Source organism: Hansschlegelia sp. (assembly GCF_035538955.1).
Classification (GTDB): domain Bacteria; phylum Pseudomonadota; class Alphaproteobacteria; order Rhizobiales; family Methylopilaceae; genus Methylopila.
The window spans coordinates 524,635-540,385 of record NZ_DATLJK010000014.1; the positions used below are offsets into that span (position 1 = coordinate 524,635).

Annotated in this window: 14 protein-coding genes and 1 tRNA gene; 7 read left to right on the top strand and 8 right to left on the bottom strand. The window is 69.9% G+C overall.

Going from position 1 to position 15,751, the window contains the following annotated elements; translation table 11 throughout:
- Positions 1 to 24 precede the first annotated feature (24 nt).
- On the bottom strand, positions 25 to 327 hold the full coding sequence (locus VM780_RS11910; RefSeq protein WP_325447540.1) for a succinate dehydrogenase assembly factor 2: 303 nt from the start codon (positions 325 to 327) through the stop codon (positions 25 to 27).
- 104 nt (positions 328 to 431) lie between these two features.
- On the opposite strand from VM780_RS11910, the gene recG reads away from it, so the two are divergent.
- Complete coding sequence (recG, locus tag VM780_RS11915) at positions 432 to 2,534, top strand: ATP-dependent DNA helicase RecG (RefSeq protein ID WP_325447542.1); 2,103 nt, start codon at positions 432 to 434, stop codon at positions 2,532 to 2,534.
- 4 nt (positions 2,535 to 2,538) lie between these two features.
- Here recG and VM780_RS11920 read toward each other — a convergent pair whose 3' ends face one another.
- Entirely contained in the window at positions 2,539 to 2,715 is a 177-nt protein-coding gene (locus VM780_RS11920; RefSeq protein WP_325447544.1) for a hypothetical protein, read from the bottom strand.
- A 99-nt stretch (positions 2,716 to 2,814) separates the two neighbouring features.
- Positions 2,815 to 3,546 (bottom strand): DUF502 domain-containing protein, encoded by a 732-nt coding sequence (locus tag VM780_RS11925; protein ID WP_325447546.1) that lies wholly within the window; start codon positions 3,544 to 3,546, stop codon positions 2,815 to 2,817.
- A gap of 183 nt (positions 3,547 to 3,729) precedes the next feature.
- Between VM780_RS11925 and VM780_RS11930 the strand changes: the two genes are divergently transcribed.
- The gene (locus tag VM780_RS11930; RefSeq protein WP_414652813.1) at positions 3,730 to 4,095 is read left to right on the top strand and encodes a YbaN family protein; all 366 of its coding nucleotides are present in this window, start codon (positions 3,730 to 3,732) and stop codon (positions 4,093 to 4,095) included.
- Here the strand turns inward: VM780_RS11930 and glmS are convergent.
- Both glmS and glmU read right to left on the bottom strand, forming a co-directional pair.
- Positions 4,082 to 5,905: a glutamine--fructose-6-phosphate transaminase (isomerizing) gene (gene glmS / locus VM780_RS11935; RefSeq protein ID WP_325447550.1), complete on the bottom strand. Its 1,824-nt coding sequence runs from the start codon at positions 5,903 to 5,905 to the stop codon at positions 4,082 to 4,084. The two genes, VM780_RS11930 and glmS, sit on opposite strands and share 14 nt — an antisense overlap.
- Positions 5,906 to 6,003: 98 nt before the next feature.
- Entirely contained in the window at positions 6,004 to 7,365 is a 1,362-nt protein-coding gene (glmU, locus tag VM780_RS11940) for a bifunctional UDP-N-acetylglucosamine diphosphorylase/glucosamine-1-phosphate N-acetyltransferase GlmU (protein WP_325447551.1), read from the bottom strand.
- 162 nt (positions 7,366 to 7,527) lie between these two features.
- Here glmU and VM780_RS11945 point away from each other — a divergent pair, with 162 nt between their 5' ends.
- The 3 genes from VM780_RS11945 (at position 7,528) to mdoH (ending at position 11,983) form a co-directional block, all read left to right on the top strand.
- Positions 7,528 to 8,133, top strand: a complete 606-nt coding sequence (locus tag VM780_RS11945) for an SPOR domain-containing protein (protein ID WP_325447553.1) — start codon at positions 7,528 to 7,530, stop codon at positions 8,131 to 8,133.
- Between the two features lie 131 nt (positions 8,134 to 8,264).
- Entirely contained in the window at positions 8,265 to 9,815 is a 1,551-nt protein-coding gene (locus tag VM780_RS11950; RefSeq protein WP_325447555.1) for a glucan biosynthesis protein, read from the top strand.
- A complete protein-coding gene (gene mdoH, locus VM780_RS11955) occupies positions 9,803 to 11,983 on the top strand; it encodes a glucans biosynthesis glucosyltransferase MdoH (RefSeq protein ID WP_325447557.1) in 2,181 nt (726 codons plus the stop codon). The genes VM780_RS11950 and mdoH overlap by 13 nt, the downstream gene beginning before the upstream one ends.
- A gap of 163 nt (positions 11,984 to 12,146) precedes the next feature.
- Here the strand turns inward: mdoH and glp are convergent, their stop codons facing one another.
- Together glp and VM780_RS11965 are read right to left on the bottom strand one after the other, a co-directional pair.
- A complete protein-coding gene (gene glp / locus VM780_RS11960; RefSeq protein WP_325447559.1) occupies positions 12,147 to 13,424 on the bottom strand; it encodes a gephyrin-like molybdotransferase Glp in 1,278 nt (425 codons plus the stop codon).
- Positions 13,425 to 13,551: 127 nt separating this feature from the next.
- Positions 13,552 to 14,298 (bottom strand): tetratricopeptide repeat protein, encoded by a 747-nt coding sequence (locus VM780_RS11965; RefSeq protein ID WP_414652817.1) that lies wholly within the window; start codon positions 14,296 to 14,298, stop codon positions 13,552 to 13,554.
- 566 nt (positions 14,299 to 14,864) lie between these two features.
- Here VM780_RS11965 and VM780_RS11970 point away from each other — a divergent pair.
- Both VM780_RS11970 and VM780_RS11975 read left to right on the top strand, forming a co-directional pair.
- Positions 14,865 to 15,149, top strand: a complete 285-nt coding sequence (locus VM780_RS11970) for a sulfurtransferase TusA family protein (protein WP_325447563.1) — start codon at positions 14,865 to 14,867, stop codon at positions 15,147 to 15,149.
- Between the two features lie 37 nt (positions 15,150 to 15,186).
- Positions 15,187 to 15,262 (top strand) — tRNA-Lys (locus tag VM780_RS11975).
- 290 nt (positions 15,263 to 15,552) lie between these two features.
- Here VM780_RS11975 and VM780_RS11980 read toward each other — a convergent pair.
- Positions 15,553 to 15,751, bottom strand: a 199-nt coding sequence (locus VM780_RS11980; RefSeq protein WP_325447565.1) for a DUF2380 domain-containing protein, incomplete at its 5' end; no start/stop codon positions are given.

The following is a 15,751-nucleotide window of genomic DNA, read 5'->3' on the forward strand; positions in this document are numbered from 1 at the left end:
GGATTGCAGAGCCGCCGCTGCGGCTCAGCCGATATGCTCGGTCGTGGGAAAGGCTCGGTGGAAGGCTTTGAGCCGCCGGAACACCTTGCTGTCATGCTCGGCGGGCGTCGGCTCCCGTTCCGCGATCCAGGCGAACAGCTCGCGGTCCGGAAGCTCTATGAGCGCCTCGAAGGCCCGGAACTCGTCGTCGCTGAAACCGTCGATCTCGGCGTCGGCGAAACGGCCCATCAGGAGGTCCATCTCGCGCGTTCCGCGCCGCCAGGAGCGGTACAACGCGCGGCGGCGGCGAGGATCCAGGCCCTCGACTGTTCTGGTGGTTCCGGTCATGTGCGGGAAAGAGATGGAGCGCGGTCCGGGTTCCTACCAGCCCGACGCCGCCCTGTCAGCTTCTCCTCTTGCGCCGCCTCCCCGGCTCGCCTCCCTTAGGCCCGATGCGCGACTCGCGGCTCGATCCCCTCTTCGCCGAAGCGACCGTTCTGACCGGGGTCGGCCCGAAGGTCGCCAAGGCTCTGGCGCGACTGCTCGACGGCTCCCCTTCCGGCGGCGAGCCGCGGGTGCTCGACCTGTTGCTGCACGCGCCGAGCGGCGCGATCGACCGGCGGGCGCGGCCCAGGATCGCGGAGCTGACCGCGGGCGAAGTGGCGACCGTCGAGGTCGAGGTCGAGCGCCACCAACCGCCCCGGAGTCCGCGCGCGCCCTACCGCGTCGTGGTGGCGGACGAGACCGGCGCGATGAGCCTGGTCTTCTTCAAGGCGCAGGCAGGCTACATCGAGCGACTTCTGCCGTTGGGCGAAAAACGTTGGGTTTCAGGGACCCCGGAGCTGTTCGACGGCTCCTTCCAGATGGTCCACCCGAGCCACGTGCTGGACGCTGAAGGCCTCGGCAAGCTGCCCCCGGTGGAGCCGACCTACCCGCTCGTCGAGGGGCTGACGCACGGACTTCTTGGCAGGCTGGCGCGCGCCGCGCTGGAGCGGCTCCCCCCGCTGCCGGAATGGCTGGACGACACGCTGCTCGCGCAGCGCGGCTACGCGGGCTTCGGCGCCTCGCTGAACGCGCTCCACGTCCCCAAGACGCCGCGCGACGTCGCGCCGGAAGGCGCGCCCCTCACCCGCCTCGCCTATGACGAGCTGCTGGCCAACCAGCTCGCGCTCCAGCTCGTGCGGGCGCATATGCGCCGCGGCGCCGGGCGCAGCAGCGCCGGCGACGGCCGCGTCTCGCGCAGGATCGAGGCCGCCCTGCCCTTCGCGCTGACCGGCGCGCAGACCCGCGCGGTGTCCGCGATCCGGGAGGATATGGCGGCGGAGACCCGGATGCTTCGCCTGCTGCAGGGCGACGTCGGCTCCGGCAAAACCGTCGTCGCGCTGCTCGCCGCCGCGACGGCCGTCGAAGCGGGCCGGCAGGCGGCCCTGATGGCGCCGACAGAGATTCTTGCGCGCCAGCATCTCGCGACCTTGGCGCCGCTCGCCGCGGCGGCGGACCTGCGCATCGCGGTGCTGACGGGGCGCGAGAAGGGCCGCGAGCGCGCCGACATCCTCGCGCGGCTTGCGGCTGGCGAGATCGACCTCCTGGTCGGAACGCATGCGCTGTTCCAGGAAGACGTCGCGTTCCGCGACCTCGCGCTTGCGGTCGTCGACGAGCAGCACAAGTTCGGCGTCCGCCAGCGCCTGGCGCTCGCCTCGAAGGGCGTGGCGGTCGACGTGCTGGTGATGACCGCGACGCCCATCCCCCGCACGCTCGTCCTGACCGCCTTCGGCGACATGGATCACTCGGCTCTCGACGAGAAGCCGCCAGGGCGGACGCCGATCGACACCCGCCTCGTGAGCCTGGAGCGCCTCGACGAGACGGTCGACGCGATCGGCCGCGCCATGGCGGCGGGCGCGCGGGTCTACTGGGTGTGCCCGCTCGTAGAGCAGTCGGAGACGCTCGACGTGGCGGCGGCCGAAGACCGCTTTTCGGCGCTGGCCGCGGCGTTCCCGGGCAGGGTCGGGCTCGTCCACGGCAAGATGAAGGGCGCGGAGAAGGACGCAGCGGTCGCTCGCTTCGTCTCGGGCGAGACGCCGCTGCTGGTCGCCACCACGGTGATCGAAGTCGGCGTCAATGTGCCGGAAGCGACCGTCATGGTGATCGAGCACGCCGAGCGGTTCGGCCTCGCGCAGCTCCACCAGCTGCGTGGCCGCGTCGGCCGCGGCGCCGGCCGCTCCACCTGCCTGCTGTTGTGGAAGGGCTCCCTCGGCGAGACCGCGAAGGCGCGCCTTGAGACGCTGCGCGACACCGAGGACGGGTTCGTCATCGCCGAGAAGGACCTGGAGCTCCGCGGCGAAGGCGAAGTGCTGGGCTCGCGCCAGAGCGGCGCGCCGGGCTTCCGCCTCGCCCGCATGGAGGTCCACGGCGAACTCGTGCGCACCGCCCACCAGGACGCCGCGCTGCTGCTCGCGCGCGATCCCACGCTGACAAGCCAGCGCGGGCAGGCTCTCAGGCTGCTCCTGCAGCTGTTCGAGCGCGACGCCGCCGTTCGGCTGCTGCGCGCCGGCTAGAACCTCAGCGGCGCCAGCGGCAGGTCCAACGCGCGAGATACCAGCCCGGCGGCGCCGAAAGATCGCTGATGTCCTCGATCAGCGCGCAGCCATTCGCGGCGAAAGCCTGACGGTGATGCACCCTGCAGGCGGCGGGCTCAGCCTGCAGACAGACGGCCACGATGAGTTCGGCGATTCCCATGCCGACGTTCCTTGCTCGAAGTCCCCGAGCAAAGGCGCAAGCAATCCACGAGCCGGAACGTTCCAGCCCAGCGCATGGCAGCCGCGCATTCTTGGAATGTCATTCCGCAGCGAGCGACGAGCGGTCGACCGGCTGGGGAGGCTCGGCGAGCTTCGCCGCCGGCGCCTCGCGCGGCTGGATGATGCCCATCGACATGATGAGCTTGAAGGCCTCATCGGTGGTGACGCCGATCTCGGTCACCTTCGACGCCTCCATCATCACCAGATAGCCGGTGGTCGGATTCGGCGTGCAGGGCACGAACAGGCAGACATGCTCGGAACTCGGCAGGCCCGCCGCCAGCGCGCCGCGGGCGGGCTCGGTGATGAAGCAGAGCGACCACAGTCCCGGCCCCGGCCATTCGATCAGGCCGACGCGGCGGAAGCTCGTGCCGTCCTGCTTAAAGACAGTCTCGAAGATCTGCTTCACGCCCTTGTAGAGGCTGCGCACGATCGGCATCCGGTTGAGCACCTGCTCGCCCGACTGCACGACGGTGCGTCCGACCAGATTGGCCGTGAGGAAGCCAAGAATCGTCAGTCCAATCACGGCCGCCAGCACGCCCACGCCCGGCACCGCCACCGGAAGGTAGCTGTTCGGGTTCCAGGCTTGCGGGATCAGGGGCTTCACCCAGCTGTCGATCAGCCCGATGAGCCAGAGAGTAAGCCAGATGGTGATCGCGACAGGACCGGCTACCACGAGGCCGGTCAGGAAGTAGGTCCGCAGCCGCGCGAGCGGACTTGGCGCCGGCCCCGGCTGCGGGATCGGACCGAGAGGGCTTGGGACCGGTTGCGTCATCTCGGCTGGCTGCCTTCGCTCTCCGCGCGTCCGATCGCCTTAGGCGCCGCGACGCACAATAGGGCATATCATTTGGGGCGGCGACGTGACGATAGGAGGGGCCTTGGCATGACGGCCTCCGGACCGGAGAGAAACCGCCTGGCGTCCGGCCGTGTTGCGCGAGCCGCGTGGCTGGCAGGAGGAGTGACGCTCACCGGCCTCGGCGTCGCGGGTCTGATCCTGCCGCTGATGCCCGGAACAGTGTTCCTGATCCTCGCGGCCGGCTGTTTCACGCGTTCATCGCCGCGGCTCGAGCGCTGGCTGCTCGAGCATCCCCGACTCGGACCGACGGTGGTCGCCTGGCGGCGCGACAGGGTCATCCCGGTCCGGGCGAAAATCGCGGCCTTTGCCGGGATGGGCTCTTCGCTCGCGCTCGTGAGCGTGTCGGGCGCGCCGCCGGTCGCCATCGTCTCGACCGCCGCATTGATGGCCGCAGGAGCGCTCTACGTCGGGACGAGGCCGTCGCGGCCGCAAGCCGGGCCGCCGGCGGACACTCTCACTCCACCGTGACGGACTTCGCGAGGTTCCGTGGCTGGTCGACGTCCGTGCCCATGAAGACGGCGGTGTGATAGGCGAGAAGCTGAATGGGAATGGCGTAGATCAGCGGGCTGACGAAGGCGTAAGCCTTGGGCGCCACGATGGTCGCGAAGGTCTCGCCCGCATGGGCCGCGCCCTCCCGGTCGGTGATCAGGACGATCTTGCCGCCGCGCGCCGCGACTTCCTGCATGTTGGACGCGGTCTTCTCGAACAGCGCGTCGTAGGGCGCGAGCACCACCACCGGCACGTTCTCGTCGACGAGCGCGATCGGCCCGTGCTTGAGCTCGCCCGCGGCGTAGCCCTCGGCGTGGATGTAGGAGATTTCCTTGAGCTTCAGCGCGCCCTCGAGCGCGATCGGATAGCTGGTGCCGCGGCCGAGATAGAGCACGTCCTGCGCCTTGGCGAAGGTGTGCGCGAGCTTCTCGATCTGCGGCTCGAGATGCAGCGCCTCGGCCATCAGCCGCGGCAGTTCGATCAGCGACGCGACGAGCTTGGCCTCGTCCTCCGCGGACAGCACTTTTCGGTCGCGGCCGGCCTTGATGGCGAGCGCGGCCAGCACCGCGAGCTGACAGGTGAACGCCTTGGTGGAGGCGACGCCGACCTCGACGCCGGCGACCGTCGGGAACACCACGTCGGCCTCGCGTGCGATCGTCGAGGTCGGCACGTTGACGACCGCGCCGATCTTCATGCCCTGCGCCCGGCAATGGCGGAGCGTCGCCAGCGTGTCGGCGGTCTCGCCGGACTGCGAGATCATCAGCGCCAGCCCGCCGGGGGTGAGCGGCGGCTCGCGATAGCGGAACTCGGAGGCGATATCGATGTCGACCGGAAGCCGGGCGAACTTCTCGAACCAGTAACGGCCGACGAGGCCGGCATAGTAGGCCGTGCCGCACGCCGAGATCGCGAGCCGGTCGAGCCCGGAGAAGTCGAAATCGGTGCCTTCCGGGAGCCGGACGCGGCCGGAGGTCATGTCGATGAACCGGACCAGCGTGTGGCCGACCACCTCCGGCTGCTCGGCGATCTCCTTCGCCATGAAGTGGCGGTGCGCGCCCTTGTCGACGATCACCGAGGCGACCGAGGACCGCACGGTCTCGCGCTCGATCCGCCCGCCGGCCTCGTCGAAGATCTCAACGCCGCCGCGCGTCAGCGCGACCCAGTCTCCGTCCTCCAGATAGGTGATCTCGTCGGTGAACGGCGCGAGCGCCACCGCGTCGGAGCCGAGATAGATCTCGCCCGTCCCATGACCGATCGCGAGCGGGCTGCCCCGTCGCGCGCCGATGAGCAGGTCGTCCTCGCCGGCGAACAGGAAGGCGAGCGCGAAGGCGCCGCGCAGCCGCTTCAGCGCCTGCTGGACCGCGAGGCGGGGGCTCGCGCCGGCCGCGAGCGCCTGGCTCACCAGATGAGCGACGACCTCGGTGTCGGTCTGGCTGGAGAACGCCGCTCCTTGCGCGGTCAACTCGTCGCGCAGTTCGCGGAAATTCTCGATGATGCCGTTGTGGACGACCGCCACCGTCTCGGTCGCATGCGGATGCGCATTCGCTTCCGTCGGCGCGCCATGGGTCGCCCAGCGCGTATGTCCGATCCCGGAACGGCCGCCGAGCGGCGCGGCGGCGAGCGCCGCCTCGAGGTTGCGCAGCTTGCCTTCCGCCCTCCGGCGCACGATGCGCCCGTCCTCGAGCGTCGCCACGCCCGCGGAATCATAGCCGCGATATTCCAGCCGCTTCAGCCCGTCGACGAGCTGCGGGGCGACGGCCTCACGCGCCAGAATCCCAACGATGCCGCACATGCCGCTCAGCTCTCCAGGTCGTCCCGCCGCCCCGTGATAGCACGCGAGTGCTTAGCGGCGGCTGAAGCAGCGCCGCGAAAACGCGGCCAAACGAGGGCTTATCCGTCGCGCCGCACCCTGAACGCCTGGCGCAGCTTGGCGGCCCGGCCCGGCTTGGTCACCTGACGCGACCGCGCGATCGCGAGCGCGTCCGCCGGCACGTCGTCGGTCACCACGCTGCCGGTGCCGACATAGGCGCCCTCCCCGATCGTGACCGGCGCGACCAGCGAGGAATTGGTGCCGATGAACGCGTCCGCGCCGATGGTGGTGCGGTGCTTGGCGACCCCGTCGTAATTGCAGGTGATCGTGCCGGCGCCGAGATTGGCCCGCGCGCCGACCGAGGCGTCGCCGACATATGAAAGGTGGTTGAGCTTCGCGCCTTCGCCGATCTCGGCGTTCTTGACCTCCACGAAGTTGCCGACCCGGGCGCCCGCCGCGAGGCGCGTTCCCGGCCGCAGCCGCGCGAAAGGTCCGACCGACGCGCCGGCCCCAACGCTGGCGCCCTCGAGGTGGCTGAAGGCGTGGATCACCGCGCCGTCCGCCACCGTGACGCCAGCGCCAAACACCACGTTCGGCTCCACGATCACATCGCGGCCAAGCCTGGTGTCGTGAGAGAAGAACACCGTCTCGGGCGCGATCAGCGTGGCGCCGCCCTCCATGGCGGCTGATCTCAGCCTTTGCTGAAATGCCGCCTCGACCTCCGCGAGCTGGCCGCGGGTGTTCACGCCGCGCACCTCGGCTTCGGAGGCCGCTTCGGCCTCGACCGCAAGGCCGCGCTTCACCGCGACCTCGACGATGTCGGTGAGGTAGAACTCCCGCTTGGCGTTGTCGTCGCCGATCCTTTCCAGCAGTTCGAGCGCGCAGGCGCCCGAGATCGCGATCAGGCCGGCGTTCGAGAGCTTGATCGCGCGCTCTTCCTCGCTCGCGTCCCGCTCCTCGCGGATCGCGACCAGATTGGAGCCGTCGGAGATCAGCCGGCCATAGCCGGTCGGATCCTCGGCCTCGAATCCCAGCACCACCACCGAAGCGCCATGCGCGAGCGGCGCGCGCAGCCGGCGCAGGGTCTCGGGACGCACGAGCGGCGTGTCGCCATAGACGACCAGCACGTCCTCGAAACCTTCCGCGATCGCCTCGCGGGCGGCCAACACGCCGTGGGCCGTACCCCGCCGCTCGGCCTGCACGAAAACCCGCGCGCCCGGCGCCGCGCGGGCGACTTCCTGCGCCACGTCGTCACGGCCGGGCCCGACCACGACCGCGAGCGTCCCCGCGCCGGCCTCCGTCGCTGCGGCCAGCACGTGGGCGACAAGGCTCCGGCCGGCGGCCTTGTGCAGGACCTTCGGCAGTTCGGAGCGCATGCGCGTGCCTTCTCCGGCGGCGAGCACGATGGTCAGGCAGCGGCGATGCGGATCAGGCGAGGTCATCAAAAACTCGAAGAGGCGGCGGCGACGAACCGTCGAAGCGGGGATGGAGCGCGACAGTGGCGTCTCGCGCAGCGGCCTGCAACACCCGAGCTTCTGCGGCATCAGCGAGACCGGCGACTCAGCTATTGTCGCGCGGCGTAACCGACGCGCAGGAGCCGCCGCTTGGACTATCGCCATTATGACGAGCGGCCACACTCCGAAGACGGGCTTTCGCCCGCGTCGCCCGCAGTGATCTGGGGCGCGCTCATGGTCGTCGCCCTCGCGGCCGCCGGGGCGACCGCGTGGACAGCGCGAGGAGCGCCCACGGAACGGCTGATCGCCGCCGACGGTTCGCAGGAGTTGCGGCGGAACCTGCGCGAACTGACGGCGCAGCGTGATGAGCTCGCAGAGCGGGTGGCGCGGCTGGAGCGAGGCCTCGGCGAACTCAAGCTCGCTGCGCGCGCCGGCGTCTCGCCCGAGGTGACCGGCTCCATCCACAAACCGGCGGGAGCGGAGGCGAAGGGGGAACAGTTCGGCGTCTCGCTTGGGCCCGACGCTTCGATCGACGCGGTGCGCCGGCGCTGGGGAGCGCTTGCGGCGCGCTATCCGCAGGCGTTGGGAAAGCTCAGCCCGCGGGCGCTCCGCCAGAACGGCGGCGCGCTGGTGGATCTCGTCGCCGGGCCGTTCGCGACCCGCGCGGAGGCCGATCACGCTTGCGCGACCCTTGCGGATCAGGGTTTTGCCTGCGATACGACGATCTTCGGCGGGGAGCCGCTGATGCGGCCTTGATCCCCGGGCGGTCGCGCGACTGGGGCGACTTAGCGCATCCGCTCAACACTGGATTTGTCGTGGGAGCGCAACATCATCCGACGTCAGTCATGCCCCCGATTTCGACCCGCGCCGCTTGATGCGCCACGCCGATGAACCGTAGGGATTTCTGCGCCGGCGTTTCCGTCGCCGCTCTGTTTAGCGCCGCCGCGCGGGCGCAGGAGCCCGCGCCGAAACCCGCGCCTGCGCCCTCGCCGCCCGACCTGTACGCCGATGGCGCCCCGTTCAGCCGGGAGGCGCTCGAGGAGCATGCGCGCCTGCTCGCCACCCGTGGCTTCGAGGCGCCGCGCTCGCTCCTGCCGGACGGCTATGCGGACCTGCCGCTCGACGTCTTCCGGACCATCAGGATGCTGCCCGAGCGCGCGCCTTGGGCGAACGAGAACCGCGGGTTCACGCTCGACCTGCTGCCGGGCGGATTCATCTACCGGTCTCCCGTCCGGATCGCGACGGTCGACGATGGACGGGTCCGGATGCTGCCGGAGGAGCCGACGTGGTTTGACTTCGGAAAGGCGCCCAAGCCGCCCGCCGACAAACCGTTCCCGTTTTCAGGCTTCAACGCGCGCGCCCCGCTCGACCGGCCCGAGGAATTTCGCGACTTCGCGACATTCCAGGGCGCGACGATCTTCCGCGCGCTGGCGCGGGGGCAGATTTTCGGCACCTCCTCGCGCGGTCTCGCGATCGACACCGGCGAGCCGAACGGCGAGGAGTTCCCGCTTTTCCGCGCCTTCTGGATCGAGCAGCCCGGCCCCGGCGCATCGAGCCTCGTCGCGCACGCGCTGCTCGACAGCCGGCGGCTGACCGGCGCCTACCGCTTCACGCTGCGGCCGGGCGAGATCACCGTGGTGGACGTCGAGCTGACGCTGTTCCCGCGGGAGACGCTCGGCCATGTCGGCATCGGCCCGATGACGTCGATGTACCTGTTCGGCCCGAATGATCGCGCGGGCGTGGACGACGTGCGCGGCCAGGTGCATCGGTCCGACGGGCTGCAGATCTGGAACGGCGCGGGCGAGTGGGTCTGGCGGCCGCTGAACAACCCCGGCGATCTCCAGATCAGCGTGTTTCTTGACAAGAACCCGCGCGGCTTCGGCCTGCTGCAGCGCCAGCGCGGCTTTCCGGCCTACAACGACCTCGGTCGTCGCTACGACCGGATGCCGAGCGTCTGGGTGGAGCCGATCGGCGACTGGGGCGACGGTCAGTTCCAACTCCTCGAGATCCCGACCGACACCGACATCAACGAAAATATCGTCGCCTATTGGCGCCCGAAGGCCGCCATGGAGCCGGGTTCACGGATCTCCATGGCGTACCGCATGCACTGGTGCTGGACGCCTCCGGATCGCCCGGGCGGCGCGATCGTCTATGGGACCACGACCGGCGGCGCAGGCGGCAGACGCCGCCGCTTCGTCGTGGACTTCGCCGGCGACGCAGTGGCCGACCCGGCGCGCGCCGCCATGATCCGGCCCAACGTCTCGACATCGGCCGGTAAGGTGATCGAGCCGCTTGGCCGCCCCAATCCGGAGATAAAGGGCTACCGGGTGACCTTCGACCTCGACCCTGCCGGAGAAGAGCTCTGCGAATTGCGAATGGTGCTGGAGGCGGACGGCGGCCCGATCAGCGAGACCTGGCTCTATAGATGGACCGCGTAATCGAGGATCGCGCCGTGCTTGGCGTTCCGGGCGTCAACACGCCCGAGGCCATGCCGCCGGAAGCGCCGCTCGCCATGCCGGCGCAACCGCTTCGGAGTTGGTCGCGCGATCAGGCTCGGCCGCGCGCGCGGCCGGAGGCATGGAGCACGCCTTGGGCGAGCCGGGCGTTCGTCAGCGTCGGCGCAGTCGTGGTGACCGGACTCGGCGCGCGCGAGATGTACCGGGTCGTCGAGGTTGGCGGCGTCACCGTGCTCGAGTGGGCGCTGCTGGCGCTGTTCGTCATCAACTTCGCCTGGATCGCGCTCGCCTTCATCAGCAGCGTCATCGGCTTCTTCGCCCTGCTCGGGCGGCCGGCGCTTGCGCGCCCCAACCTTCCGGAGAAGCTCACGACGCGTACCGCCCTGGTGATGCCGATCTACAACGAGCAGCCGAGCCGCGTCTTCGGCGCCGTCCAGGCCGCCTATGAGGACGTCCAACGGCTCGGCTTCGCCGATCATTTCGACTGCTTCCTGCTGTCCGACACCACCGACCCGGACGTTTGGATCGCCGAGGAGCGCGCCTTCCTGCGGCTGCGCGAGCTGCTGGGTCCCGACGCGCGGGTGTTCTACCGCCATCGCGCCAAGAACCACCGCCGCAAGGCCGGCAACATCGAGGACTTCGTCACGCGCTGGGGCGGCGCCTACGACCACATGCTGGTGTTCGACGCCGACAGCCTGATGACCGGGCACGCGGTGATCGCGCTCGCCGCCGCCATGGAGGCCGACCCGGACGCGGGAATCATCCAGACCCTGCCGTTCGTCATCAACCGCAACACGCTGTTCGCCCGCGTCCAGCAGTTCGCCTCGCGCGTCTATGGCCCTGTGATCGCGTCCGGCATCACCGTCTGGTACGGCCGCGACGGGAATTACTGGGGCCACAATGCGATCATCCGCACCGAGGCCTTCGCCTCCGGCGCGGGCCTTCCGGACCTGCCCGGGAAGCCGCCGTTCGGCGGCCTCATCCTGAGCCATGATTTCGTGGAGGCGGCGCTGATCCGGCGGAAGGGCTGGGCGGTCTACATGCTGCCCCGGATCGAGGGCTCCTACGAGGAGAGCCCGCCGTCGCTGATCGACGTGGCGCAGCGCGACCGGCGCTGGTGCCAGGGCAATCTGCAGCACTCGGCGCTGCTCAACGCCCGCGGCCTGCACCCGCTCAGCCGCTATCACTTCCTCAACGGCATCTTCTCCTACCTCGCCTCGCCGTTCTGGATGTTCATGCTGCTCTGCGGCATCGCACTCGCCCTGCAGTCCAAGTTCATCCGGCCGGAATATTTCACCGACGAGTTCTCGCTGTTCCCGGCATGGCCGCGTTTCGACGCGGAGCGCGCGCTGACGCTGTTCGGCGCCACGATGGTGATCCTTCTTGCGCCGAAGGTTTTCGGGCTGCTGCTCTATCTGCTGCACGGCCCCTCGCGGCGCGCCGGCGGAGGCACGATCCGCATCCTGACCTCCTCCGTGCTGGAGGTGATCCTGTCGTCGCTGTTCGCGCCGATCATGATGCTGGTGCAGTCCGGCTCGGTGTTCCAGATCCTCGCCGGCCGCGCCACGGGATGGAACCCGCAGCGGCGGGACGACGGCTCGATCCCGTTCTCCGCCATCGTCCAGCGTCACCGTTGGCACACCGCACTCGGCGTCGTGACGCTGGTGACCGGCGCAGCGATCGCCCCGTCGCTCGTCGCCTGGATGTCGCCCACCATCGCCGGGCTGCTGCTCGCGATCCCGCTGTCCTGGCTCTCCGGCCATCTCGGCTCCGGCCTCGCGCTCCGGCGGCTGGGGCTGATGCTGATCCCCGAAGAAACGATCGCGCCTGAGATCGCAGTGGCGGCGCGCGCCAACGCCGCCGCGCTCGCCGAAGGCGGCGTCGACGACGCCGAGGCGCTGGTGGCCATCCATGGCGACGGACGCTTCTTCGCTGAACACGAGCGGATGCTGCCGCCCGCGCCGCGCCGACCGAAAGGCGCGATCGAAACCGACCGGGTGATGGCGGCCGCGAAGCTCTCGGAGGCCGAATATCTTGGCGACGCCGTCGCCTGGCTCACTCCGAAGGAAAAGACGGTCGTGCTGCACGACCGCGCGCTGCTCGCGCTGCTGGCCCGGCTTCCGCGCGAGGCGCCTGCGGAGACAATCTAGGCGCCCCATCAAGCATCGGCGTCACAATAAATGTGCAGCGCGTCGGAACTTGGCCTCATTCGGCTTGTTGTATGGGCAATCCCCTCCTGGCGTCGCGATGGTTTTGAGCGCGTCGCCAAGCGCAGAAGAGCCTGCCGCCCGTTTGCCGGGCGGTTTTTTTTGGTCAGAGCTGCAGCGCGGCTTCGAACGGAAGAAATCCGATCGGATCTCCCGGGCGAATCTCGTCGCGACCGGCAGGAATCACGGCCAAACCGTCCGCCGCAATCAGCGGCGCGAGGCGCGCGGAGCCGCCGCGACCGAGTTTCTCCACCCTGAGAACGCCCCGGGCGTCCGCGCCAAGCAGCGCAGCCGGCGCGAACTCGGTGCGCGCGCCAGGGCCGCGCTGGCCGAAAGCCGCCACAGCCGGCAGCGGTCGCAGCGGTCGAGGCGACAGGCCAGCCAGCCGTTCGAGCGCGGCGCGGCCGATCAGCATATGAGCGACCAGAGCCGCGAAGGGGTTTCCCGGCAGACCGATCAGGACAGCCCGGCCGACATTGCCCACGACCACCGGCTTTCCTGGCTTTAGGGCGACGCGCGCGAGATCAAGCCGGCCGCCGGCCGCCGACACCGCGGCCGCGAGGTGGTCTTCTTCGCCGACCGAAGTCGCGCCGCTGGTCACGATGGCGTCGCAGCGCTCGGCCGCATCGAGCAGCAGCTTCGTGAGCGCCTGCCGATCGTCGGGCGCGACGCCGAGGTCGACCACCTCGTGCGAGGGCCGCGCCAGCATCGCCGCCAGCATCGGCCGGTTGGCGTCGTGGATCCGGCCCGGTCGCAGCGGCTCGCCCGGCCGCAGCAATTCGTCGCCCGTCGACATCAGGCCGATGACGACCGGCCGTCTTACGGCGACAGCCTCGACGCCGGCGGAGGCCAGGATCGCGAGATGGCGCGCATCCAGCCGCACGCCGGCCGGGACGATCACGTCGCCGGCCGCGACGTCCTCGCCGCGGCGCCGGATGTTCGCGCCGATCTCGGGCTGGAACTCCAGGCGGATTCGGTCGCCGTCCCGGAGCGCGCGCTCCTGCATCACCACCGCCACAGCGCCGGGCGGCAGCGGCGCTCCCGTGAAGATGCGCGCCGCCTCGCCCGGCCGAAGCGCTTCCGGCGCTCCCGACGCGCCCGCCGCGAGCCGGCTTCGGACCACATGTTCGAGGCCGAGGCTCGCGACCGCGTAGCCGTCCATCGCCGAATGATCGAACGGCGGCAGCGGCGTCGGGCTTACGACGTCCTCGGCGGAGATGCGGCCACGCAGGCCGCCGAGCGCGCCCAGCTCCGACGCGACCGGACCTGCGATCAGCGCCGCCGCCCGCTCCTGCGCGGCCACCACCGAGAGCAGGCCGGGATCGCTGCAGATATCGCTCGCTAGGGACAGCGGAGGCGCTGTGGTGGAGGCGACCTTCGTCATGGCTGCTGCGCGCCTTCGTGAATCCGGAGCGGGCGGCTCCGCCCGTCGTTTCCCCGCGACAGCGTCGACGCCGTCAGCGCCCCCATAAGCGCAACGCCGCCACAGTGGGCAAGGCCGGCGACGAGGATCATCCGGCCTCCTCGACTTCGGTCGGGCCCGGAACGCGCCGAGCCGCCTGCTCGGCCTCGGCGATCTGTTCCGCAGGCAACGCGGCGCGGACAGGGGCAAGGAACGGAGCAGCCAGGGAGCTGCCCGCGTCATCCGCGCGCAGCAGCCAGATCAGAGCCGCTCGGTCGTCTTTTTCGACGCCCGCCCCAAGATGCAGCGCCGCGCCCAGCATTGCCTGTCCGTCCGGATCGCCGCGACGCGCCGCTTCGTACCACCAGCGCGCGGCCTCCTCGGAGTTGCGCTCCATTCCAAGAGCGTTGTGCGCGATCAGGCCGAGCCGCGCCATGCTGGTCGCCACCTCCTGCTCGGCGGCGGCGAGCGCCCAGCGACGTGATTCCACCGGATCTGAATCGGCCCCCCGCCCTTCCAGCAGCATCCAGCTCAGCATGTCCTGCGCCGCCGCGTCGCCGCTCTTGGCGGCGAGCCGGTAAAGGCGCAGCGCCTCCTCATCGTCCTGAGGGACGTCCTCGCCTCTAAAGTGGAGCGCGGCGAGGTTGCGCTGGCCGACGGCGTCGCCGGCGTGGGCGGCGCTCCGGAACCACTCCGCCGCGGCGGCAGGATCGCGCGGCGTCCCAAGGCCCTCGAGGTAGCAGGCGCCGAGACTGCTCTGCGCCCGCGCCACGCCGCTTTCCGCAAGCGGCCGCCACATCGCGACGGCGGTCTCGTAATCGCCTTTCAAGGCCGCCTTGGAGGCGGACTCGAGCAATGCGGCGAGATCGCCGTCGTCCTGCTCCTCTTCGGTCTCAGTCTCGAATGCGCTCTTGAAGAAGGTCTTGAGCCAGCTCACGAGCGCGCCCCATCCCGAGATCCGGCCGGGATCTGTTCGAACCCCGCGGAGGCGCCTTGGTCATCAAGGCCGCGCCGCGGAGCGCCCGAGCGGGTCCGGCTCCGGACGCGCGTGGCTAAGAACGTGACTTCGAGCTGATCGCTCATAGGCAGCCAGTGCGCCTCCAAGACGCTGCGGCGAATCCCTCCAGACAGTCCTGAAGGCTCGAATTCCTCGGCGATCCTCACGCGAGGCTGCAGGGCCGCGCAAGAGGCCGCCGGGAAAGGCGCCGATCAATAGCTGAGAAGACAGTGATTGAAAGCCCGCGCCAAGCCCGGCTCGCCGCGCGGCGCCGGCGCCGTGCGCGGTTCGGCTCGCGCGAACGCCAAGCTATGATGCGTCAGCGGAAAAGCCTTTGACTTCCAACCGCTCAGCGGTCGATCTGACGTCCCTCGCGCCGCGGGATCGCGAGCTTCAGGCATTCGTTTACAGCGCAGCGCAGGTTCATGAGCGACATCAGGGAGGTCACCGTCGACCTGCGTGGCCTGAAGTGTCCGCTGCCGGCGCTGCGGACGCTGAAGGCGCTGCGCGCCGCCTCCGCGGATGAGACGCTCCTCGTGCTTGCGGACGATCCGCTCGCCGCGATCGACATTCCGAACGCCGCCCGCGAATTCGGCGCTCAGCTTCTCGACAGTTCGCGTGACGACGGCGCGCTGCAGTTCAGGATTCGGGTGATCGGATTTCGTGACGGCGCAGGTCGTCCACCTCAAGGCTCGCGCAGCGGCGAATGAGATGCTAGAGGACGCCCCGCGACGCAGCGCGTCGCGGGAGCGCGTAGCTCAGCTGGTAGAGCAACGGACTTTTAATCTGTAGGTCCTGGGTTCGAGTCCCAGCGCGCTCACCAAGAACCTCTAGGGGTCTTGGTTCCCGACATGAGAACAGCCGCGGAACGTGAGACATCCAGAACGTCTCACGTGAGACTTGGTGGCCCGGTCGCGCCGCGGATGTCCGCTGATTTTAAGCCCCTGCAACGTCGGCGCGCTCGCGATTGTCGCGCCGCTCGAGCTCCCTGCCCCTGGTGGCAGCTCGGGGCAAGGAGTCTCGGAGCCCGAACAGCCAGCGGCGGCGACCCTCTAGGATATCGCCGGCGCTCGTGCGACCCTAGGGAGCTTTATCAACCGGCTCTTTGCGACCTTACCTGGCGGAGTTCAGCACCTTGTTCTCCAGCAGCCAGTCGACAGCCCGGGGCCAAGAATAGTCGGCGCCGACGCGCATGTCGGTCGCAAAGCTCCCGACCACCGTCCCAGCGCGCGCGTCGCGAAACTGCATGTGAAGCCGGTATTCGGTCATGCTGAGCTTGGTGACGACGCCGCGCAGCGACTGGTCCGCCCCA